21 protein-coding genes are annotated in these 22,398 nt (G+C 46.9%); 12 read left to right on the top strand and 9 right to left on the bottom strand.

Annotated elements, in window-relative coordinates; all coding sequences use genetic code 11:
- The first annotated feature begins 465 nt into the window (after positions 1-465).
- Positions 466-1,440: an aldose 1-epimerase gene (locus CZ379_RS09740; protein WP_110931449.1), complete on the top strand. Its 975-nt coding sequence runs from the start codon at positions 466-468 to the stop codon at positions 1,438-1,440.
- Between the two features lie 175 nt (positions 1,441-1,615).
- Positions 1,616-1,843: an alpha/beta-type small acid-soluble spore protein gene (locus tag CZ379_RS09735; RefSeq protein ID WP_110931448.1), complete on the top strand. Its 228-nt coding sequence runs from the start codon at positions 1,616-1,618 to the stop codon at positions 1,841-1,843.
- A gap of 93 nt (positions 1,844-1,936) precedes the next feature.
- On the opposite strand, the gene CZ379_RS09730 is transcribed toward CZ379_RS09735, so the two are convergent.
- Positions 1,937-2,347: an O-methyltransferase gene (locus CZ379_RS09730; RefSeq protein ID WP_110931447.1), complete on the bottom strand. Its 411-nt coding sequence runs from the start codon at positions 2,345-2,347 to the stop codon at positions 1,937-1,939.
- A gap of 426 nt (positions 2,348-2,773) precedes the next feature.
- Positions 2,774-4,576: a M3 family oligoendopeptidase gene (locus CZ379_RS09725; protein WP_110931446.1), complete on the bottom strand. Its 1,803-nt coding sequence runs from the start codon at positions 4,574-4,576 to the stop codon at positions 2,774-2,776.
- An 88-nt stretch (positions 4,577-4,664) separates the two neighbouring features.
- On the opposite strand from CZ379_RS09725, the gene CZ379_RS09720 reads away from it, so the two are divergent.
- Both CZ379_RS09720 and CZ379_RS09715 read left to right on the top strand, forming a co-directional pair.
- Entirely contained in the window at positions 4,665-4,841 is a 177-nt protein-coding gene (locus tag CZ379_RS09720) for a YycC family protein (RefSeq protein ID WP_110931445.1), read from the top strand.
- Positions 4,838-5,071: a hypothetical protein gene (locus CZ379_RS09715; RefSeq protein ID WP_110931444.1), complete on the top strand. Its 234-nt coding sequence runs from the start codon at positions 4,838-4,840 to the stop codon at positions 5,069-5,071. The genes CZ379_RS09720 and CZ379_RS09715 overlap by 4 nt, the downstream gene beginning before the upstream one ends.
- Before the next feature lie 105 nt (positions 5,072-5,176).
- Here CZ379_RS09715 and CZ379_RS09710 read toward each other — a convergent pair whose 3' ends face one another.
- Together CZ379_RS09710 and CZ379_RS09705 are read right to left on the bottom strand one after the other, a co-directional pair.
- Complete coding sequence (locus CZ379_RS09710) at positions 5,177-5,875, bottom strand: DUF2225 domain-containing protein (RefSeq protein WP_110934302.1); 699 nt, start codon at positions 5,873-5,875, stop codon at positions 5,177-5,179.
- Positions 5,876-5,926: 51 nt separating this feature from the next.
- Positions 5,927-6,304: a globin domain-containing protein gene (locus CZ379_RS09705; protein ID WP_110934301.1), complete on the bottom strand. Its 378-nt coding sequence runs from the start codon at positions 6,302-6,304 to the stop codon at positions 5,927-5,929.
- A 390-nt stretch (positions 6,305-6,694) separates the two neighbouring features.
- Here CZ379_RS09705 and ylbJ point away from each other — a divergent pair, with 390 nt between their 5' ends.
- From ylbJ to CZ379_RS09690, 3 genes are all read left to right on the top strand, one after another.
- A complete protein-coding gene (ylbJ, locus tag CZ379_RS09700) occupies positions 6,695-7,981 on the top strand; it encodes a sporulation integral membrane protein YlbJ (RefSeq protein ID WP_110931443.1) in 1,287 nt (428 codons plus the stop codon).
- Between the two features lie 68 nt (positions 7,982-8,049).
- Positions 8,050-8,853, top strand: coding sequence for an NAD kinase (locus CZ379_RS09695; protein WP_110931442.1), 804 nt, complete (start codon positions 8,050-8,052; stop codon positions 8,851-8,853).
- A gap of 135 nt (positions 8,854-8,988) precedes the next feature.
- Positions 8,989-10,440, top strand: a complete 1,452-nt coding sequence (locus tag CZ379_RS09690) for a S41 family peptidase (protein WP_110931441.1) — start codon at positions 8,989-8,991, stop codon at positions 10,438-10,440.
- Positions 10,441-10,861: 421 nt separating this feature from the next.
- Here CZ379_RS09690 and CZ379_RS09685 read toward each other — a convergent pair whose 3' ends face one another.
- Together CZ379_RS09685 and lipA are read right to left on the bottom strand one after the other, a co-directional pair.
- Entirely contained in the window at positions 10,862-11,197 is a 336-nt protein-coding gene (locus CZ379_RS09685) for a YutD family protein (protein ID WP_110931440.1), read from the bottom strand.
- A 25-nt stretch (positions 11,198-11,222) separates the two neighbouring features.
- On the bottom strand, positions 11,223-12,122 hold the full coding sequence (gene lipA / locus CZ379_RS09680) for a lipoyl synthase (protein WP_110931439.1): 900 nt from the start codon (positions 12,120-12,122) through the stop codon (positions 11,223-11,225).
- A gap of 174 nt (positions 12,123-12,296) precedes the next feature.
- On the opposite strand from lipA, the gene CZ379_RS09675 reads away from it, so the two are divergent.
- A complete protein-coding gene (locus tag CZ379_RS09675; RefSeq protein WP_110931438.1) occupies positions 12,297-13,352 on the top strand; it encodes a M23 family metallopeptidase in 1,056 nt (351 codons plus the stop codon).
- Positions 13,353-13,420: 68 nt separating this feature from the next.
- Here the strand turns inward: CZ379_RS09675 and CZ379_RS09670 are convergent, their stop codons facing one another.
- Positions 13,421-15,580: an alpha-galactosidase gene (locus CZ379_RS09670; RefSeq protein WP_110931437.1), complete on the bottom strand. Its 2,160-nt coding sequence runs from the start codon at positions 15,578-15,580 to the stop codon at positions 13,421-13,423.
- Between the two features lie 157 nt (positions 15,581-15,737).
- Here CZ379_RS09670 and CZ379_RS09665 point away from each other — a divergent pair, with 157 nt between their 5' ends.
- On the top strand, positions 15,738-16,583 hold the full coding sequence (locus CZ379_RS09665; protein ID WP_110931436.1) for an AraC family transcriptional regulator: 846 nt from the start codon (positions 15,738-15,740) through the stop codon (positions 16,581-16,583).
- Positions 16,584-16,682: 99 nt separating this feature from the next.
- On the opposite strand, the gene yunB is transcribed toward CZ379_RS09665, so the two are convergent.
- A complete protein-coding gene (gene yunB / locus CZ379_RS09660) occupies positions 16,683-17,444 on the bottom strand; it encodes a sporulation protein YunB (RefSeq protein ID WP_110934300.1) in 762 nt (253 codons plus the stop codon).
- A gap of 98 nt (positions 17,445-17,542) precedes the next feature.
- Positions 17,543-19,861 carry an ATP-dependent helicase gene (locus CZ379_RS09655; RefSeq protein WP_110934299.1) on the bottom strand — a complete coding sequence of 773 codons (2,319 nt, stop codon included), beginning with the start codon at positions 19,859-19,861 and terminating at the stop codon, positions 17,543-17,545.
- Positions 19,862-20,141: 280 nt separating this feature from the next.
- Between CZ379_RS09655 and CZ379_RS26110 the strand changes: the two genes are divergently transcribed.
- The 3 genes from CZ379_RS26110 to CZ379_RS09645 all read left to right on the top strand — a co-directional run bounded on the left by CZ379_RS26110 (position 20,142) and on the right by CZ379_RS09645 (position 22,362).
- Entirely contained in the window at positions 20,142-20,678 is a 537-nt protein-coding gene (locus CZ379_RS26110; protein ID WP_199925551.1) for a hypothetical protein, read from the top strand.
- A gap of 72 nt (positions 20,679-20,750) precedes the next feature.
- Positions 20,751-21,440, top strand: coding sequence for an ATP-binding cassette domain-containing protein (locus CZ379_RS09650; RefSeq protein ID WP_110931435.1), 690 nt, complete (start codon positions 20,751-20,753; stop codon positions 21,438-21,440).
- Positions 21,406-22,362: a hypothetical protein gene (locus CZ379_RS09645; protein WP_234404873.1), complete on the top strand. Its 957-nt coding sequence runs from the start codon at positions 21,406-21,408 to the stop codon at positions 22,360-22,362. Before CZ379_RS09650 ends, CZ379_RS09645 begins: the two co-directional genes overlap by 35 nt.
- Positions 22,363-22,398 lie beyond the last annotated feature (36 nt).

Raw genomic sequence — 22,398 nt, 5'->3', positions numbered from 1 at the left:
TCTTATTGTGAGCTAAATATTACCGCCAGGACACATACAGAACGCAAAAAATCCCACGCCCAAAAAGGGACGTGAGACCGTGGTGCCACCCTTGTTCGCCAAGACTGTAGCAATCTTGTCGCACTAGCGAAAGTAAACAATGTCTTAGCCTTTATGCTCCGTAACGTGGAGCGGGCCGGCCGGCTTAATAGGACAGATCGTTCCGTCTATCTGTTACGCACGGCGCTCCAGGGTCCATTCGGCCTAAGCAACTTCACTGGTTCGCATCCACCACCAGCTTTCTGCACTAAGAAGTCCGCTTCGCTTACTTATCCCTGTCAACGCATTCTACATGTTAAATTTATATGTCCAATCATACTTCTCATGAAGTTGCTATGTCAACTTCCGTTTTTCGTACCCAAGAAAAAGTGTTATGATAAAGCTAGTTGTTCGATTTCGATTATTTGTGGGAAAAGGAGCATCGATATGAAAAAAGTGACCAAAGGGCAATGGAACGGTTACGATACCTATACGTTACATAGCCGCGAGCTTGATGTCACGCTGCTGCCCCGCCTTGGCAATAATGTCATTAGCATACGGGATCATATTCAGCAACGCGATGTACTTCGCAGCCCAGATGAGAGTGAACTCGATTTCTATTTACAAAAGCCATATCACTTCGGCATTCCTCTGTTAATACCACCAGGCCGAATTCGCAGGGGGAAATTCACTTATGCGGGACAAGAATATCAATTTGACCGCAATACGGCCAACGACAATCATATCCACGGTCTTCACCGCACACAGGCTTGGTGTGTAAGTGACATCGAAGAGGACGATGAAGGCTGTGCGATCACAACGGAGTTTGTAACCTCTGATGACCCTCAGTGGATCCGTCAGTTCCCAGTACCGCTTAAGATTGAAATGACCTTACGTCTTCAAGGCGCCAAGCTCCAGCAGACGTTCAAAATCCACCATTTGGGCGATCGGCCTGCTCCTTTCGGACTTGGTTTACATACCTGGTTCTTATTGGATGGCGAGCCTGACAAGTGGACGATTACGCTTCCGGTCTCGGGGAAATATAATTTGGACGATGAGCTGATCACTACAGGCGAAATCTCGCCACTGGGAGAATTGAAGCAATTATCCGAAGGTTTGAACCTGAAAGGAACTAATTTTGATACGATGTTTCAGATCGGCAATAATCCCGTGCAAGCAACGTTAATGCATGAAGAGGGCTATGGACTGATTTACTCTGCAGATCCGGCTTATTTCAAGCATTGGGTGCTATATACAAAGGGAGAAGCAGATCAATTCCTTTGCATTGAACCATACACCTGGCTGCCGGACGCGCCAAATTCGGGATTGCCTAACGAAGTAACTGGACTTATCGAGCTTAAGCCTGAGCAAACCTTGGAGCTCAACCTGCAGTTGGAGATGGTCTATCCAAGCGCTACCTAATCGAAACCCGAGACCACTAGAACGATGGGCAGCACTATATTCAATCAAGCAATTCTCTGCGGAGGATTGCTTTTTTACGTTGAAATAATTACCAATGATATAGAAAGAAATAAGGCTGCATATTTTCGTCCGCGAAATCCATACTAAATTCACAAAGGCAAAGGAGGTGACAATCATGGCAAACCAACGCGGAAGCCGTTCCAACAACCTTGTCGTTCCTCAAGCGAACGCTGCACTGCAGCAGTTGAAATATGAAGCTGCACAAGAACTGGGCGTTCAAATTCCACAAGATGGTTACTACGGTAACTATACTTCCCGCGAGACTGGTTCTCTGGGGGGTTACATTACAAAACGTCTTGTTCAAATCGCTGAGCAGCAATTGTCGGGTCGTTCTAACCAGTAATTTGCAGGTTTTATTCAACCGATAAGAAGGCAGGCGGTCTGCATTTAGCAGATCGCCTGCTTTTTGCTCATTAAATTCATGTTCTATTTAATTTTATGAAATATCGTGATATGTACTTGTTGAATCCTTTCTTGAATAACGCTGTATCATCAAATTCGCCATATTATAATTAGACTCGAGAATAGCATCTACGATGATCTTATCCTGCCGTAAGGCAAACTCATAACTGATTTCCCCATGCGTCCAGTAACGCTTGAATTTCAAAGCTTCGATAGCCATCGCCTTGAATGACTTTAACTGTTGCTTCGTTAATCCTCTATCCTCCTCAGACAATTGTCCGTTACGACCGGCAATCGGATTATGGCGGATACCGAATTTTCCAATGGCATTGTTACGAATTTGAATAAATACAGTGCCCGAGGTCATGCCGGATAATTCTTCCTCAAGCTCCTTAAACACCATGTCAACCTGCCTGGCAAGTGAAAGCTGGTCCGTCTTCAGCATATCCACCCTCCCTTCCCATATGATCCCCTATATAGGGCTTACGCCTCATTATATTCCAATATGACTAGCCGATCAACAATAAGAAACAAAAATGGTTATTTATTACTATATCTATATATTTTTCAACAGTAATAAAACAAATCTTTCGCCAAAAAGCACACTTTTACGACAGCGTTTCCCCTTTATAATTCAGGGTTATCGGGACTTGCTTGTCATTTGCCTGCAATGTTTTTTCGCTTCTCCAAACTGGGTATGTTCATAAGGTTTTACGTTTTCTAACTGACATAATTTTCATCTCGCCAAATTACCGTCTTAAAAAACCATCAATAAACTAGTTCTTTTTACCTATATGAATTGGACGTTTAATTCACCTGTCATGATCAATATCAAAAAGCAGGACTTCGACTTGGAAGTCCTGCCTCATATTTATTCCGTCAATTTTAAGAATGCCTCTACATCAGCTACCGCTACGGCCATCGCTTCCCGCCAGAAGTCCGGCTTCGTCAGATCGACTCCAAGATGCTTGCTGGCCAGCTCTTCCACCGACATCCGTCCTGTATCCTGCAGTAAAGCATCATATTTCGCGGCAAAGCTCTCTCCCTCACGCTGAGCTCTCGCGTACAGCCCAGTACTGAACATATATCCGAACGTGTAAGGGAAATTATAGAACGGCACCCCGGTAATGTAGAAATGCAGCTTCGATGCCCAGAAGTGAGGGTGATAGGAGGCCAACGCCCCGTGATATGCCTCGCGCTGTGCTTCCTCCATTAAGAGGGACAGTTCATCCGCGCTTAGCGCTCCATGCTTTCGTCTCTCATAGAAGCGTGTCTCGAACAGGAACCGGGCGTGGATATTCATAAAAAAGCTGATGCTGCTTCCGATCTTATCAGCCAGTAAGCTCAGCTTCTGCTTGTCGTCCGAAGCATTCTTTACAAGTGCATCCGCCACGATCATTTCCGCAAAAGTGGAAGCCGTCTCCGCAACGTTCATCGCATAATCCTGGTTGAATTGCGGCAGCTCATCCATCAAATATTGGTGATACGCATGCCCAAGCTCATGAGCCAGCGTCGAGACGTTAGAAACCGTCCCGCCAAAGGTCATAAAGATCCGCGTTTGCCGGCTGACCGGAAGCGAGGTGCAGAAGCCTCCCGGACGCTTGCCCGGACGATCCTCGGCTTCGATCCAGCGTTTATTGAAGGCCTCAGCCGAAAAATCCGCCAGCTTCGGACTGAAGTTGCGGAACTGCTTGACGATTTCGTTCGCGGCAGCTTCATAAGATATCTTCTCAGATGACTCCCCGATCGGAGCCTCCAGATCGCTCCAAGAGAGCTGCTCCAACCCCATAAGCTTTGCTTTCCGGTTCAAATACGCGACGAATACCGGTTTGTTCTCTTCAATGACCTGCCACATCATATCCAAAGTAGCCCGAGACATTCGATTAATGTCCAGCGGCTCCTTAAGAATGTCATTCCAGCCTCTCTTTTCATAAAGCTTAATACGGAAGCCTGCCAGCCGATTAAGTGTATCTGCACAATAATCAGCAACCCCGCTCCAGGCCTGCTCCCAATTTCTGAACGTTTCTTCCCGCACAGCACGGCTGCTGTCCTCTAGTTTGTTCGCAGCCTGGCCTACAGATAAGGACGTCAGCTTACCGTCCTCGTCCTTAAATGGAACCGCCACCTTTGCCACGATCGTATCGTAATGCTGTCCCCAGCCATGATAGCCGTCAATCGCCAAATCGGAAGCAAGGCTCTCCAGCTCCGGTGCCAGCTTCTCGCGGGCAGCAGCCCGCTTCTCGCTCAGCACGAACGATATCGGGGCAATCCCCTCGCGGGACATCCATATTTCCCACAGTTCATCCCCCGTATTTCGCAGCAGGTTTTGGAACAATGTCATGACGTTCTCAAACGCAGCCCGCAGCGAGGTTACTTTGCCGGAAAGCTGCACCGCCTTCTTATCATGCTGATTTTCTGCCGTCAGGCAAGCCACAAAGCTATCGGCCTCCATAATTTTGGCTGCTGCGTTCTGGAGCCCCGCGATCAATGGATCAAGACTCGCTGCTTCCTCCAAGCTTTGAGGAGCAGGGTGATTCTGCAAATCCTGATGCATCGCTGCAATATCCGCCTGCAGCTGCTGTAAGAACTCTTCAAAATTCGTCGAGGCAGAGCCTCCCGTAAAAATTGAATCCAGCTCCCATGTCAGTTGTACTGGATCTGTCAATTGTGCCATAAATATGCATCCTTTCCTCATGCCAATGTTGATGCCACCGGCATTAAAAGTGTATGATATAGAAACCAGATCGACAGGAGGGGATCATATGAAGCCACTGCAAGTCTCACCGGAAACTGCTGTAAAGCTAGCCGAAAAACTAAAGGTGCCACTCGAGCACCTTATGCATATGCCACAGCATATATTAATGCAAAAAATCGCGGAAATCGCCAAAGAAGAAGCGGCAAATCCACCGTCTTCTAATGACTCGGGTACATCCTCATGATTCCATTTGAGAAGGCGCTGCCTTACGATATTATCATGGGTGATGTCTATGCGCCAAAATGCCCTTTCTGCGAACAAGAAAACGTCCTTCTCTCCATGAAGCCTCATGAAGTTCAAAGCGTCCATGAAGGCAAGAAGAAGCTGCTCGTCTTTCCTTGCTGCAAGAACAAGCTAACGCTATTGGATAGCGACCGGGACTATTTATTAACCGATACGGTTGTACGCAAATAACACAGGCCTTGAGTTCTCAGGCCAGAAGAGGCCGTTCGCACTTTCATGTGAACGGCCTTTATCGTTCTCGCCTACAATCTCATGAATTTATAAATTATTCTGAGACTATCCCTTTACCTCTTCCGTCAGCTCTTCCCCTTTGCTCTGCATTTCTTCCCGCAGCAGTGCCCATTGCTCGCGGCAAGCGCGAATCATCGCTGCATCCATAATTTTCTTGTCATTAATAACTCTAGAGAACCATTTGACGGCTTCATTATTTGCCCCGATTCTGCGGTTCAATTCACCGATTAAATACATTAGCCTGGCATCATTATCGCCAGCACCTTCATTCTCGTATACCTTTATGTAAGAATTCAGGGCGTGCTTTAAAAAGCGCTGTTCTTGTTCATGATCCTCACGGTAGCGATACAGCCAGGCAATATGGTGAAGCAAACTGGCGATAATTCTCTCCTTCTCGCCGATCGTCTGTGCGCAAAGCAATGCCAGTTTATACGTCTCCAGCGCGTTCTCCCAGCTCCTCTGGCCCCCGTAATCCCGCTTCACGAAACGATTTCCAATATTTTGTTTGAACTCTTTGCGCTGATGATCCGTCAAGCGGTCATTCGAATTCTCCGTAGAGGCAAATCCGCATGAAGGGCAAATCCGCACCACATAATAATCGGGATTCTCCTCCCGGTAATAACCGCAAAAGTCAGTATCCGTTCGAAAGGCCCGCTTCAGGCTTGGCCTTACCCGAGAAGTAGAGAACACATTCTCACAATAAACACAAGTTACCTTAATTTTATAAAGAGGTTCCAGCTCCAACACGATAACTTCCTTTCCATCACCGCCATAAGGCAAGGCGTTTCATCATCCCTAAGGTGTATTTACGAAATGAAATGCAGGTCCAGACAACCGTTGAATGACAAAATCCTTTAACTCATCGTCCACTCCGACCTCTTCCAATGCTTCAGTCATACAAGCCAGCCAAGCTTCGGCTCTTTCACGTGTGACTGGAAAGGATAGATGTCTCGCTCTCATCATCGGATGGCCAAAAGCATCCGAAAATAACGAAGGCCCGCCGAAAAATTGCGATAAGAACATAAACTGTTTCTCCATCACCGGCTCAATATCCTCTGGGAACAAAGGCCCAAGCAGGGGATTCGCCTTTACTTTTGGATAAAAAGCCTCCACAAGCTGACGGATGACCTTCTCGCCGCCCAGATTATCATAAATGCTTAAACTTGGATTCACGGGATTCCTCTCCAACTTCCACATTGTATTTTTGATACTCCCTATCAATTATAGCAAAAAAAAATAAAAGCTCCTACCGGAGCCCTTACGTATCAGCAGGATCATCCTGCTGCTATTTCAATAACTTCGCCAATCCTCTTCACTAGAATGGACGCGAGAAGCGCGGATAACATACACAAAGGCGCATACCAGTACACCTGCTACATAACTCATAGCCAACACTCCATCCATCAGAGATTTTGTCCCGTGAAGTATACATCTGTGACTTTTATTCTAACACATATTAATCAAAAATACAGTATAAAATGTAATCGCTTTCTTGCCTTTTTTGTGCTGTTTGTCCTAATCCAATCATACACTCCACTATGACCTATTGTGGAGGCGTTCTTCATGAATATTGCGCGAATCACCATTTCGATGATGGTGATTACCATGGCGGCAATCGGCTTCCTGATGCTTGCCTATCCCCAAGCTGCTTGGGAAGCAGGCGTTACCGGGCTCGCCATTTGGTGGGAGGTGTTATTTCCCTCTCTGTTTCCCTTCTTCGTCATCTCTGAATTGATGCTTGGCTTCGGGATCGTCCATTTCTTAGGAAAGCTGCTTGATCCTTTAATGAAGCCTTTATTCCGAATCCCCGGCAGCGGCGGCTTCGTCGCCGCTATGGGCTTTGCTTCCGGCTACCCGGTCAGCGCCAAGCTCGCTACCAAGCTTAGAGAACAGCGGCTTATTAGTCGTGTAGAAGGGGAACGACTTGTAGCCTTTACCACTTCGTCCGATCCGATTTTTCTAATCGGCGCCGTCTCGGTCGGCTTCTTTGGCAGCTCCAAGCTGGCGGGCATTCTCGCATTAGCCCATTATGGAAGCGCCCTGCTGCTTGGAGTCATAATGAGGTTCTATGGCACCAAGCAGGATGCCTTAGACCAAAAGGTCGACCTTCAAATCAAGACGGTTAAAGTGAATAGTTCAGCTTCGTCAAGTAAACCTTCTGAACCTTCCGCAAGGTTCAGCTTGCGGCTAGCCCTTAAAGCGATGCACGAGGCCCGGCAAAATGACGGACGCAGCCTAGGCGAGCTGCTGAAGCAGGCCGTTTCCTCCTCCCTGCAGCTCATGGCGGTAGTCGGCGGGCTTGTTGTCTTCTTCTCGGTTATTCTGGAGCTGCTGACCGCTTCCGGCATGATGACCCTGCTCTATGCCAGCGTCCATTCCTTCCTAAGCTTAACTGGCTTGCCTAGCGCTTTGGCGGAGCCCTTCGTAGGAGGAATCTTCGAGGTTACGCTCGGTGCCAAAGCTGCTGCGGCTCCTGTTTCCGTCCCGCTGATGCATAAAGCAGCAGCGGCGGCGTTTATTTTATCGTGGGGAGGGTTATCCGTTCATGCTCAGGTTGCCAGCATTTTGAACGGAGCGGATTTACGCTATGCCCCCTTTCTAGCGGCTCGCCTCATTCACGGCATTTTGGCAGCGGCACTATTGCTGCTGCTCTGGGAACCATTTATGGGCTCCCCATCGGACGACGCATGGCTTAACTCATTGTACGGCGAGATGCCCGCAGGATGGAGCAGTATTCCCGACGCCTTTTTAATCTTCCTGAAATTGATATCGATACTCCTTATTTTATCTCTGCTTGCCCGAATCATTCATCGTTTGCTTACCCGAGCCGAAGGGAGATCAAGGAAATGAACCGTTGTGTTCTGTTTCAGAATTGATTATGATCTTTACAAAAGGATAATACAAAGGAGCCTGTCATCTTGAGATATTACGTTCTTGACCGTGGCGATCAATTGTCCGTTGAATTGAGCGAGAAATTCCATCAATTGGCCGCAAAGCAAGGTCTTCAGTTGGATGCAGAGTCACCGGACATCGTCGTTTCCATTGGGGGAGACGGGACGATGCTCCACGCTTTCCATACGTTTATTGACCGTATTCCGTCGATCTCATTTGTGGGGGTACATACCGGGCATCTTGGCTTTTTTGCCGATTGGCAAGCCAATGAAATTCCTGAGCTTGTAGATATGATCGCCAGACACAAAGATGAGTCCGTGCTCAAACCCCGGATCGTACATTATCCGCTTATTGAGCTGGAGATTCAGAAGAAATCAGGAACCTCCTCTTATATTTGCCTGAATGAATTTACGCTCAAGGGCGTGGATGGAACAATTGTCGCCCAAGTCGATATCAATGATCAAATGTTCGAAATGTTTCGAGGAGACGGTTTTTGCATTTCTACACCTTCTGGAAGCACGGCTTATAACAAAAGTCTTGGCGGAGCTATCATTCATCCCTCGATTAAGGCATTGCAAATTTCCGAAATCGCTTCGATCAATAATCGGGTTTTCCGAACCATAGGCTCATCCTTGGTACTTCCTAAACATCATCACTGCGATATTTATTCGCGCAAGGAACAGAATCTGCTGCTCACTTTGGATCATATCAACCATCCGATCAGCGACCTCATATCCGTTCGTTGCCAGGTAGCGAAGCAGAGTATCAGCTTCGTACGCTATCGTCCCTTTCCTTTCTGGAATCGCGTCCGCAATGCTTTTCTTGGTTAAAAAATAGCATATTGAGCACGTACAATAAAACGGATGTTCAAGGAACATCCGTTTTCCTATATAAATTTCCCTTTTTTACCTGTATGATAGAGTTATATATTCTAGTTAATACATAGCAAAGGACGTATTATAATTATGATTAAACCATGGTACAAAAAAATTCTAATTCCCCTTCTTTTTCTCGCGCTTTGCCTGCCTCAAGCCGTATTTGCAGAGAGTTCCGCGAATGAAGCGGCAGAATCCAGCGACCTCGAAATACTTCGGGAGGTTCTTCAATACTTGAATGATAACAATATTGAAGGAGTAGAGCGAAACGAATTCATCGAAAATGCCATACGCGGCATGGTTTATACTTTAGAAGACCCTTATTCGGACTATTTCACACAAGAAGAGCTCCAGGAATTTGAAGATCAGCTCAATCAGGAATACGTTGGCATCGGAGTACTGATCCGCTTTACTCAAGGCAAGCTCTATGTGACCGAAGTACTCGAAGGATCTCCGGCTAAATCGGCTGGTTTGCGCAAAGGAGATATCATTGCCAAAGTCGACGATCACCAAGTTACAAGTGCAGACGATATTTACCTCATTCATGGCGAGGAAAATACGAAGGTGAGCGTCACGATCAAAAGGGGCAGCAGCCAGTTAAGCTTTCAGATTACCCGTGCCCATTTTGCTTTGCCGGCAGTAACGAGCCGAATGATCTCATCGGGAGATATCGGATATATCGCTATCTCCACTTTCTCGGATCAAGCAGATGAAGAGTTTGCCGTGCATTTGAACAAGCTCCGCAAATTAGGAATGAAATCACTCGTTCTGGATCTGAGAGACAATCTCGGCGGTTATGTGGAATCAGCGCAGAATATCGCCAAGCAATTTATCAAAGACGGTGTGCTGATGTATACGGAAAGCCAGAACGGCAAGCCAGAAGCCATTAAAATTACAAACGGCAGCTCAATCAGTATGCCTGTCGTTATTTTGACCAATGAATGGACAGCCAGCGCTTCAGAAATTCTGACCGCGGCGCTGCGGGACAATGGCATAGCTGCTGTCGTTGGTACCCAAACTTACGGTAAGGCACGCATTCAAAATATTTACTCTTTATCGAATGGCGGCTCCCTGAAGCTGACGATTCTGAAATACTTAACGCCGAATCAAGAGGATTTCAACTATATCGGTCTGGAGCCCGATGTCGAGGTCAATCTGAGCTCGACTGCCCAGCTCATTGCAGCCCTGCACCAAATCGGTCTCAAAAACATGGAAGTAAGCGGAAACTCCTCTGAACTCAACATTAACAACGTTTCCTTTACTGGTTACCTTGATGTCGTGCAAGAGGGAAGCAATGTATATGCGCAATCCCGCGTGCTCGCTGCCCTTGTTCAAGGCAAAGCCTCCTGGGCAACCAGCACCGGGGTGCTGACAATAACCGATAGCTCGGACAACAAGCAGCAGTTCAAACGAAGTGACGGAAGCGTAAAAATACTTAACGACGAGACCTATATCGAACTGCAGGAGTTCCAGAAGAAATATCCTGAAATCGAATGGAGCTATCAGCAAGGCAGCTTAAAGCTGAAGGCGAAAACGGGGTAAATATCATTTCGTTCTAGTCGGATGTGAGCTGGCTAGGTGTGTAGGCTGTTGGCTTATATTACAATCAAAACCGGGTTAATGCTAAGAGGCTTGCTCTAGCCGGTCACAAGCAATTTTGTACGATATTTCGTACATAACTGCCATGACCGGCTAATCGCAAGCCTCTCTGTACAAGTACGGAGTTAGATTTCTATTCGGCGCTAGATGATACAACTGCAAATCGATGCATTTATCAGAACTCTTTTCCCGCCACTCTAAATTTTCCGCACCAAAAAGGCAGCTTCCGAATTCCTCGAAAACTGCCCCGCATACAAAATTTAAGCTTCTCCTAGTAGGCATATATTGCAATGGTAACGAAACTATACACTATTATTGCTCACAGCAAACTGAACCGTCAGCAGTTCCAGCCACCGTCAATCAGTTAATCTCCAGCTGTCTCTGTATTTGACGATGAAGCCTTCTGGCCTCCTCTATTCTCCTTGTGCTCCTTCGTCTTCTGAAGGACAAAATAAGCACAGCCAAAATTACAATACTCATTGATATAATCCGTAATGCCCGAATAGGCGGTATCCCTGTTTACCTTGGGATGGTTGTCCCGCAGGAAGCCCTTGAGTCTCAACTTCTCGTAGCCCCAGTCCCCAAGAATATAATCGTACCGATCCAGCACTTCACTGTATCTCTGTTTGAACGCTTCAGCGTCCCAAGCATCCTTGTAATTTTGAATCAATTCGTATGTTCTGCCACCGATTTGGATCATTCGGTATCCCCCTCTTGCCTTGCCCTTAAATTTCCGCCGGAACGGCTGCCTGGTGGCTCTTCGCCGACTTAACCTGCTCATGGGCATGGTATGAACTGCGAACAAGCGGGCCGGATTCCACGTGACTAAAGCCACGCTTCATGCCCTCTTCCTTCAGTTCGGCAAATTGCTCCGGCCGATAGTATTTCTCCACAGTCAGATGCTGCGGCGAAGGCTGTAAATATTGGCCAATCGTCAAAATATCGCAGTCAACGGCTCGCAAATCATCCATCGCCTGCAAAATTTCTGCCCACTCTTCACCTACGCCCAGCATAATGCTGGATTTCGTAGGGATATCTGGCTGCATCCGCTTGGCACGCTGAAGCAGCTCCAATGAACGGCGATATTTCGCCTTGGCGCGCACGCGATCGGAAAGCCGTTCCACCGTCTCAATATTATGGTTCAGAATATCCGGCTTCGCATCCATGACGATGCGCAGTGATTCCTCGTTGCCTAAAAAATCTGGAATCAGCACCTCTACACTGCAAAGCGGCATACGCGCCCGTATAGCGCGAACCGTCTCTGCAAATATAGTCGCCCCGCCATCCTTCAAATCATCCCGTGCCACGCTAGTGACTACACAATGGCGCAGCCCCATCTTCTCGGCAGCCTCGGCAACCCGCTCCGGTTCCTGAAGATCCAGCTCCGTGGGCATGCCCGTATTGACTGCACAGAAGCGGCAGGCCCTGGTGCAAATATCGCCTAGGATCATGAATGTAGCTGTACGGTTCGCCCAGCATTCATATATATTTGGACAACGCGCTTCTTCACATACCGTATGTAGTGTCTTCGAGCGCATCATCTCTTTAATTTCCTGATAATTATCGCCAGTCGTCAACTTGATTCGAATCCAATCCGGTTTCGGTTCTTTAGCTAGTTTGGACAAGAATAGAGACCTTCCTTCTCTTGGAATAGGCTATAGCGCCATTATTATACCATGAATCGTCTGGAAAAACCTCATTGACAAATGGAATAAAAAAACATCTTTTGTCCCAACCTAAAAAAACGTTGTTTACGTTAAGGTAATCGACGACGGATTTTTAAAGGAGGAGATCTCACCTTGAGGTCGAGTTTATTATTCGTCAGTAGACTTATTCCTTGCCTCATTGGCGTGACCGTACTGACGTCACTATGGAGCATTCCCGGTTTTGGGGCATCGGCTGCGGAGGCTCCCGGCAAACCGAGCTCGTCTCCCCCCAAAAATTCTTATGAGCTACGACGAAGCTTATATGAGGAGATCGGCTTATTGACGCAAATTCCTTGGCACTGGCTTGCCGCCATAGATCAGTATGAACGAACGCTCACCCCGCGCGCCCAGCAAAGCCCGGAAATGAACAATAGGCTGGTCGGCATTCGCTTTAAGGAAGCTGTCTGGGCCGGACCTTTGAATCCTAACCCCGGTGATACGAATCCTGCGACGATTGCCTTGTTCGGCGGAATTGGTAAAGACGCGACATCGGACGCCATCGCAGACCCTCATAATGATCGAGATGCCTTGTACACCATGGCGGCTTATTTGCTTCATTTCGGCTATAGCGACGACGACATACGTATCGCCCTCTGGCGCTATTACCAAAATGATTCATCCGTAGAGCGAATTCGCCAATTCGCCAAAGTTTACAACAACTTTGATCGCACCGACCTGTTCGACAACACTTTTCCGCTTCCTGTAAAAAGCACCTACACTTTCCGCGATACATGGGGAGACCGGCGTGGCTGGGGCGGCCTGCGCACGCACGAAGGGACGGATCTCTTCGCTTCCTATGGGGTACCGGTACGCAGCGTTTGCTACGGCATTGTCGAAACCAAAGGCTGGAACCCATACGGCGGCTGGAGAATGGGAATTCGAGATCTTAACAACCGCTACCACTACTACGCCCATTTGCAAGGCTTTGAGAAGAACATCAATATCGGCGATACCGTAACGCCCGGCCAGACGATCGGTTGGGTAGGCAGCAGCGGCTACGGGCCTCCAGGAACACAAGGCAGATTCCCGCCTCATCTGCACTACGGCATTTACAAGGATACCGGAACGAAAGAGTGGGCGTTCAACCCGTTTCCCTTGCTGAAGCAATGGGAGCGGCAGGATAAAAATCGCAAGAAAAAGGGCTCCTAAGTTGAAAACTAGCTGCTCCTCGAGCAGCTAGTTCCATTCAACTTCTATGCGACTTGTCCTACATCTCCTTATGGATGAACGACCTTTATTTTGTACATAACACTGGCATAATCCCCTTGAAGCTGCGGCAGCGCGACTCCTTGATACATCAACCGATCCCCCCGCATGACGCTTCCTGTGCCTTCGATTTCATAGTGGAAATCCGGATTCAAGCCCTTCAAACGAAGGCGCCGCCCAGGCGCATTAGCTTCAGCCATCACTCTAAAGTAAACGATGAGCGCTTCCTCTTGATTGGGCGAAACGAACATCCAGGATGTCTCATTTCCTTCAAAGGGGCTCAGCAGTCGATAAAGATCTCCCTGCTGCACCAGCTTTCGTTCTTTTTTATAAACCGCTACCTGTTCCTTAACGATTTCCTTCTCCTCATCCGTAAATTTGGTTAAATCGAGCTCATATCCGAAATTTCCCGACATCGCCACATCGCCCCTCATCTTCAGCGAGGTTATTCTTCCGACCTGATGATTGGGAACTGCCGATACATGAGCCCCGATCGAACTCACGGGATATACCAAGCTTGTACCGAACTGGATTTTAAGGCGATCTACTGCATCCGTGTTATCGCTCGTCCACGTTTGCGGCATATAATAAAGCATGCCCGGATCGAAGCGCCCTCCACCGCTGCAGCAGCTTTCAAACAGAATATCCGGGAAGCTGGAAGTCAAGCGCTCAAGCAGCTCATACAGTCCAAGCACATAACGGTGGGCAATTTCCGTTTGCTGCTCTGGAGAGCTTGTTGCGGAACCGATTTCCGTCAAGTTCCGATTCATGTCCCATTTAACATAAGAAATCGGTACTGTACTGAATATTCCACTAAGCGTCTCATAGATATAATCGCGAACCTCCTGCCTTGAATAGTCAAGCACAAGCTGCCAGCGTGCTTCTGACCTGCGGCGCCCCTCCACATGCAGGCACCAATCCGGATGCTTACAGTATAGCTCGCTCTCCGGCGAGATCATCTCCGGCTCCACCCATAGGCCAAACCGCAGGCCGAGGGCAGTGATCTCATTAGCGAGTCCACCAAGTCCTCCCGGAAGCTTTCTCAAATCCGGCGTCCAATCTCCCAGCGAAGTTCTATCGTTATCACGCTTGCCGAACCAGCCATCATCAAGCACAAGCAACTCAATGCCGAGCTCGGATCCTGCCTGGGCGATTTGCACAAGCTTCTCCGTGTTGAAATCGAAATAGGTTGCTTCCCAATTGTTGGCTAATACCGGCCGCTCCCGGTCTCGGTATATCCCCCGGCACAGCCGTGTTCGGTACATTCGGTGGTAGGTTCGAGACATGCCCCCCAGTCCCTCCGACGAATAGACCATGACCGCCTCCGGTGTCTGAAACGTTTGTCCGGGAAGCAGTTGCCATGCAAAATCGAAATGATTAATGCCTAGGCTGACCCTTGTGCTCTGAAATGAATCAACTTCCGCGCTGGCAACGAAATTGCCGCTATAAACAAGACTGAAACCATAGACCTCTCCTTGATCCTCACCTATTCCGGGAGATGCGATGGCGATAAACGGATTCATTTGATGGCTGCTGTTGCCCCTGCGGCTCTCAATCGTTGTTCCGCCCTGCGTTCCCAACGGGCGACGCTGAAGCTGCGCTTCCCGCGACCAGGCTCCAGCCAGATAGATCATCTCATAATCCGCCGCTGGTAAATCTACGCTCGCGCTAAGCGCCCTTAGAAGCTGCAGGGACTGCTTGCCTGCGTTCTCGAAGAGCACCGAACGGGCCACGGCATCGAACTGTGCAAATACACTATAGCTTAGCTTCACGACAAGGCCGCTATAAGCGTCACGCAGCCTCAGTTCCAGTGTCTGCGCTTCCTCCCCGCTCTCCGTATATACAGCGGGAAGCCCGCATAATTCCGGTTTTCCGTCCCGTATTTCGTATCCCTCATAGACAAGCTCCGTGATCCGGCTTCCATCCTCCAACCGAACCTGATAAGCCGGATTGCGAAAATCACCCGATCCATACTGAGGATATTCCTGCGGCAGGCGGTCGAGCGACAGATTTCCTGACAGGTCAATAAAACTGCCCGGAGAATCGTCTAAACCTAATTTTTTGCCCCAATACGCATGTACTGGAAAACCGTTTACTATTTGAATAACATAACTCATATTCTGCGACTGCAGATGAAAGATTCCTTCTGCATCATAATAGTGAATAGCCATGAACATCCCTCTCCATTCAAAATTAATACGTGAGTTAAAGCACTTTCCATTATCTTATCGAAAGCGGCTGCTCAACGTACATGGAACATCGTTCTATAAATATGGTATGTTACTAGATGTTGGCACTTGCGATTAAGATTAAAGAAGGGATGGCCCTATGATCGAATACTTGGCTGGCAGCACATCGCTCCGGGATTTGCACATTAACCAATATGGCATCGAGCAATGCGCCCCTCTCCATCATCATGGGCCCGCTGTGAGGGATCATTACCTGATTCATTTCATCCTGGAGGGCTGTGGGAGATTCGAGGCCGACGGCCGCACATATTTATTGGGCAAAGGGGAGGCTTTTCTCATTTATCCGGGAACGGTCACCTACTACGAAGCAGACCAACAGTCGCCTTGGCATTACTGCTGGGTGGGCTTTCAAGGGGTGCAAGCCGGTCACTTTCTCCACCAAGCCGGACTGTCCGTCAATTCTCCTATTCTTTCCCGGATAGACCCCTCAGTTGCTCACCGTTATATTGCACAAATGCATGATTCCAAGGGGCTGGCGTATGGCCGGGAATTGCTGTTGAACTCGCTGCTCTATGCCTTATTCGCCCATATGATCGAATCGAACCCGCATCAGGAGCTTAAGGACAGCAGGACGGATCGCCGCGACTTCTACGTGCAGAAAGTGCTCGACTTCGTCGGAATCAACTATGCGAATCAAATCAGCATCGCACAAATCGCCGCGTTCGTTGGACTTGATCGCAGTTATTTATGCTCTATTTTTAAGGAACGGACGCATTCCAGCCTGCAGCAATACCTTATACAATATCGGATCGGCAAAGCCTGCGAGCTGATGAACAATCGGCTTTTATCCATTGGCGACATCGCCCGGTCAGTCGGCTACGAAGATCCTCTGCTATTTTCAAAAATTTTCAAAAAAGCAAAAGGCCTTTCTCCCAAGCATTATCGCCAGGCTCAGATCAGCAAGGAGGAGGAACATAACAATTAGCTCATACCGATGGACTTTCTCGATCTCACAAGGACTATCCACAAAGTAAAAAGACGTCCTTCAAAATGAAAGACGCCTTACATTTCATCGATTGTCCGTTTACTCCTGCTCCGCTTCTGTGCCATGGCTTGTGCCTGTCTTGCTAGGAAGGGACGGCAAAGCAATATTTGGCGCGCTCACGCCATGATCTCCAACGGGATTGCCTTTGCTATCGTAGTAGTACATCGGAACGTCGCCGACCACCAGCATGTAGGATACTGGTATTTCGGTCTCCACAGCTTGCGCCCCCATGTCAAAAGGCACCACGACAGCAAGCTCCGTCCGCACGCGCAAAAACACTTCAACGAGAATCATATTGATCCCCGCCTCTTGGCGGCGGGTATTTAAATCTACCTTCACATCACCCTTTGGCTCAATGCGTATCGGTATATTCGGGCCGAAGGAGGCCAGTATGGGGCTTCCGAGCGCCTGACCGAGCGGGATGTGCTCTGACAGTCTGGACACTTCGTCCAACGTTGAGCGAACCGTCTGAATCGTATCGGACGTAATTTGCATATGAGCCGAGTAATTGAGCATAAATCCAGAGATTTTGCCGGAGGAATCAGTCTTCCAATCGATAAGATTATCGATTTGCTCGCGGTTGGCCACCTGGGCTGTAATGGCCTCATTGATCGATTCGGTGGCAATTTGCTTCACCCGGATTTGGGCGAGATGCTTAATGGGCCCGATCATATTTCGTTCGACGTATTGGCCAAACATGACGAAGGCAACGATGACGACGATTATCGCAATAGACCATATATTTCCTCTAGTGAGCCTGCCCCTTCTTCTCCGACTATGCCATCCCCTTCTAAATCGCATCTCCATCCCCCCAGGCAGCACTTCAATTGCTTCATCACCAAGTTTATGCAGGACAGCCACGAAAAAGACGGACTAACTCCAGGTTTGTACCTCCTCGGTCACTTCAATATCTCCACTGGCTCCGGCACTTCAAGCAGCCCCATATCCAGGCAAGTACGAACCGACAGCCGCTTGACGCCAGCAGCAAACTGAATTTCAATCAGGTCGGTTGGCCCGGAAATATTCGTTACCTTTCCCAAACCAAATGCAAGGTGGACAACCTGCATACCTGGGGCTAAATCTACTAGCGCCCGAATCGTATTCGCGTTAAACGAGGGAGCCGGAGCCGCGGCAGCTATTGGAACCGTATAAGCTGCCGTGCCAGTCGCTGTCCCGCCGGAAGAAGCTCCTGCCCTAGAGCCGCTGTATGTCTGCCGCTCAGAATTTAGAGTCACCCGAAGCTGCGGAGGATTCAAAATCGCCCGCACCTCGGTTAGGAATGCGGATTCCGTCGTCTTCTCTCCCTCTCTTTGCTGATAAGTCAGCATCTCAAGCTGTGTCTTAGCTCTTGTCATACCGACATAGAACAGCCGTGCCGCTTCCTCCATCAGTTCGCTATTCCGGTCTCCCGCCCGATCCCTCAAATCCTCCTTCGATGGTAGGATGCCGTTGATCAAATCAACCATGTATACATGCTTGAACTCCAAGCCTTTGGCGCTGTGAAAGGTCGAGAACGTGACAGCATGCTGGCCTTTTCTGGATTTGGAGGATTTCAATAAGGCCTCCAAATGCTTGAGGCGCTGCGCAAATTCCTCCATCGAATGCAAGGACTCCGCAATCTCCTCTAGCGAATTTAGTATGCCTAGCAAATATTCCTTCCGGAAACCAAGACGCTCGCACATTTTATCGAGAGCTTTGTCATAGCCCAGTTTCGTTCGGATGACATCGATCGCCTCCAAAGGCGGCATGCCTTTCATTTGCTCAAAGATCCATTTGCACTGCGGCAGCTGTCTCTGCTGATAGTCCTGCAATGGCACGTAATTCAACAAATTATCAAATACGGACTCGTTATTGTTAATTTCCTTTAAAGCAGCCATCTGCTGCTTCGTAATATAGCCGTTAAACTTCGTATGAATGGCTTCAAGAATATCAGGCCTCCGATCCGTATACGACATCCTCATGAAATTGAGAATATCCTGCACCACCCAATGCGAGAAAAAGCGATTGTCCGCATCACGCACATAGAACGGAATCCCGGCACGGTCAAATTGATTCATCAGATCAATGGAAGAAGAATTGTTCCGATAAAGCACGGCTACTTCGCCCAGATTGCCCAGCTTGCGGATTTCCTCGACTAAGTACTTCGTTTGCTGCTTATAGTCGGGCAGAGTCTTGAGGGAGATCGGCTGTCCCTCGTCGTTGCGCGTGAACATTTTTTTATCGTAGCGATTTTTGTTCCGTTGGATAAACTGATTGGCTGTTTCGACAATATTTCCCGAAGAGCGATAGTTCTGCTCCATATACAGAATCCGCGCCTCCGGGTACACTTGCCGGAACTCCAGCAGGTATGACGGCTCCGCCCCCCGCCAGCTATAGATCGATTGATCGTCATCCGCTACGACGCACAGGTTCCGATGCTCTATCACGAGCTGCTCGATGATTGCATGCTGTACCAGCGAAGTATCCTGGCTTTCGTCCGTAAGCATATAGTCGTAGCGCTGTTGATATTTGCGGAGCAGCCGGGCCTCTTTGCTTAAAATTTCATTAGCCAGCGTCAGCATATCGTCAAAATCGATAAGCAGCCCGCTCGGATGCTCGCGCTTAAACCTCTCGTACTCGCTAAGGATTCGATGCGCATGACGCACGCCGCAGGGCACATCGCCCCATTTTCTTTCCGGAATCATTTTATTTTTAATATAGCTGATGTAAGTTGTTAACTCATCCAATTGATCATCCGTGACGTTCTCTCCCGCAACCACCCTAAATATATCGCGCAATATCAATTTCTTATGCAATAAGGGAGCCGACGAATCGCCGGCTTCTACCGCTTCAACATCCTGAGTCGCTCCATGACCTTCGACAATCTGGAAGATGATATTTTCTGTACGGAAATACTCTCGCACAATTTCAAAGGCCAGGCTATGAATCGTCGAAAAGTCTACGGACGGCAGCTCCGGAAAAAAACGCTTATACCGCTCCTTCATATCCCCAGCCGAAGCCCGACTGAAGGTAATCGCCTTAATTCGCGATGGCTGCACCCCTTTCTCCTCGATCAGGTAGCCGATCCGCATCAGCAGGGTCGTCGTCTTGCCCGAGCCTGGCGACGCAAGCAAAAGCAGCGGGCCTTCCGTATGCAGCACCGCTTGCTGCTGCACTTCATTGAGCTGAACAGCAATTTGCTGTTTTTTTCTTAAGAAAAAGTGATGTTCCTGTTGCATGATCGTTCCTTTCAAAACCTCTTTATTTCTCGCTATATTACAACCATTTTTTTAACCGTAAATAAAGCAATCCAGGTTCAGTTTTGTAACTCTCGTCCCAGTTCCTATCATATTATATCAACTCTGAATGAGGAATCGACTTTACTGTCTCTTCAGTATCTTTCTTAATCTTTAATTTACAGATTCAAAAATCTAATTTTTAATATAATTACAATAATTTACAAATATGTAACACAAGTAAATATATTATATGGTATAATAGGAAATATAATACAAAAGGATGGTGATGATTGTGTTTTGCGGTAAATTTTACAAGTCTATTACTGCTTGTGCGCTGTCGTTAGGTTTGTTACTTTCTACTTCCCCTACATTTGCATTAGGTACTGAAAACCTCACACCTGAACAGTTGGAGGTAATTAACAGCGCAAAACAGGTAAGAACAAGTATTACTAAAAAAAGTGATTCTCTAAACACACGTATCTCTACTTCCGCTGTAAGTTCTGTATCTTCTTATAGTTTTAAATTAACGAGAGGCTCCTTTTTAGCATGGTCTGATGCTATAGTAGACTGGACAGCAAATTCAACTCAAATAACATCTAGTGATGCTCACCAAAAATCAGGGTATGTCTTTCCTAACATTGTAAGAACAAATGGGATTACCAAGCAAAAGTCTTCCGCTGCCTCATATCACATCTACCTATCTGAAACGACCATTGGTGCGGGTGTGGTCACACCATGGGGTGATGTTACTGTATATGAGACTGACTTTTCCGACTACTTAAAAGTATATAAAGACGGATCAGCTACAAACTATTAATAATAATCTAATTGCAAAACATCGGCCATTTTAAACGAAATGGTCGTTGTTTTGTGTATGTGGAGGAACCTAATGATCACTATAAGCGGATTAACAAAAGCATATGGAAAAAAGACAGTATTACAGAATATTAATTTGGAAATTCCTAAGAACAAAATAACCTTTATAACAGGACCTAATGGTTCAGGAAAAACTACACTGCTCAAGTGTATGCTCCATTTAGAGGACTTCGACGGCGACATTAAATATGAAAACCTGCCTTTGAATGTTATAAGGGAGGAGATCTTCGTTATTTACGATAGCTCGCCTTTATATCCTAATTTGACAGGTCATCAGAATATAAAATTATTGGTTAAAACTGTTTCTGCAATTAATAACGATATACTTCTATCAGATAAGAACTTAATATCCAACAATCTTACAGCAGAAATATTAAAAAAGAAGGTTAAAAGCTACTCCTTCGGACAAAAGAAACAATTAAGCTTAATGATCGCGTTACTTAATCGCCCTAAATTCCTTTTTTTAGATGAAGTTTCTAATGGCTTGGACTATGATTCTCTAATAGAACTACAAAGCTTGTTAAGTAAGCTTTCCGTCGATACTACGATCTTAGCAATAGGGCATCATTTTGAATACTATTCTCCCATTATTGATAAGCTTATCATTCTTAACGACCGATCCGCAGTTCAAATAGATAATTTCAAGCAGGTGGAAGGTGGTGATATTCGTGAAATTTACAAACAGCATCTTAAGCATGAGTAGAAGAGAATTAAAATATCAATGGTACTCCCACCTTCTAACGGTGTCTATACTTGTTTCTATCTTAGTATCTCTACTTAATTTATATGGATTACAGACCAAAGCCGAAGGAGCCTATGATTTCTATATCAGAACCTATAACCTATACAAGGAGGAAGGTATGGATGTAGAAAGCATGATGAAAATGCCCGTAAATATTAAAAAAAGTGATAGTACAGAAATGATTGATAATCCTGTTCGTTATCGATTTGAGGAAGCCGAGAAGGCTATTCAATTATTAAAGGGTGGGGCAGCCATTACGCAAACATTGGAGTGGATGACCTTTATTTTTTTTCCTATCATCTTTGCTCTGTATTCGATATACATTTCAACCTATGATTATAAATATGAGACTATAAAAATAAAGGCAGCTCAATATAGCTGGCCAAAAATCATATCGGCAAAACTCTTCTCCCTATATGCGGGAGTCTTCATCATATTTACATGTACTCTTCTCATATCATACGCAGCCGGCAACTTACTATATAACGGAATAGTCAGCAGCCTGTCTTCTGAAGATCTTCTGAAAATGAATCTAAATATAACGAATAATCGCCTTATTCTGCAGATTATTTTTAGTCTTGCGATTAGCCTACTGTTTTCCACGATAGGGTTTGTTCTTGGCCTTTTATTTAAAGCCGCTCTGTTGCCTGTAATTATATTTTTTGTATACGATTTAATAATCCCAATTATAGGGAAATACGACATTAGAAATATGATCTCCGTCCTCGCTCATCAAATATTTGATTTTAAAGGCAGATTCCAACTATTTAAGCCCGTTCCAATCAATTACTTCACATCAATATCGCTATTGTTTTTTGTATTTACCCTGTGTTTATCCTTATCCTACTTCTTCTTTTGGAGACAAAGTAAGTATAGTCTTTAAACACATATAACTCCCTCTGCAGGATTAATCAGCCTG

The organism is Paenibacillus bouchesdurhonensis (assembly GCF_900155685.1).
GTDB lineage: Bacteria > Bacillota > Bacilli > Paenibacillales > Paenibacillaceae > Fontibacillus > Fontibacillus bouchesdurhonensis.
This window is presented reverse-complemented; position numbering and strand designations above follow the sequence as displayed.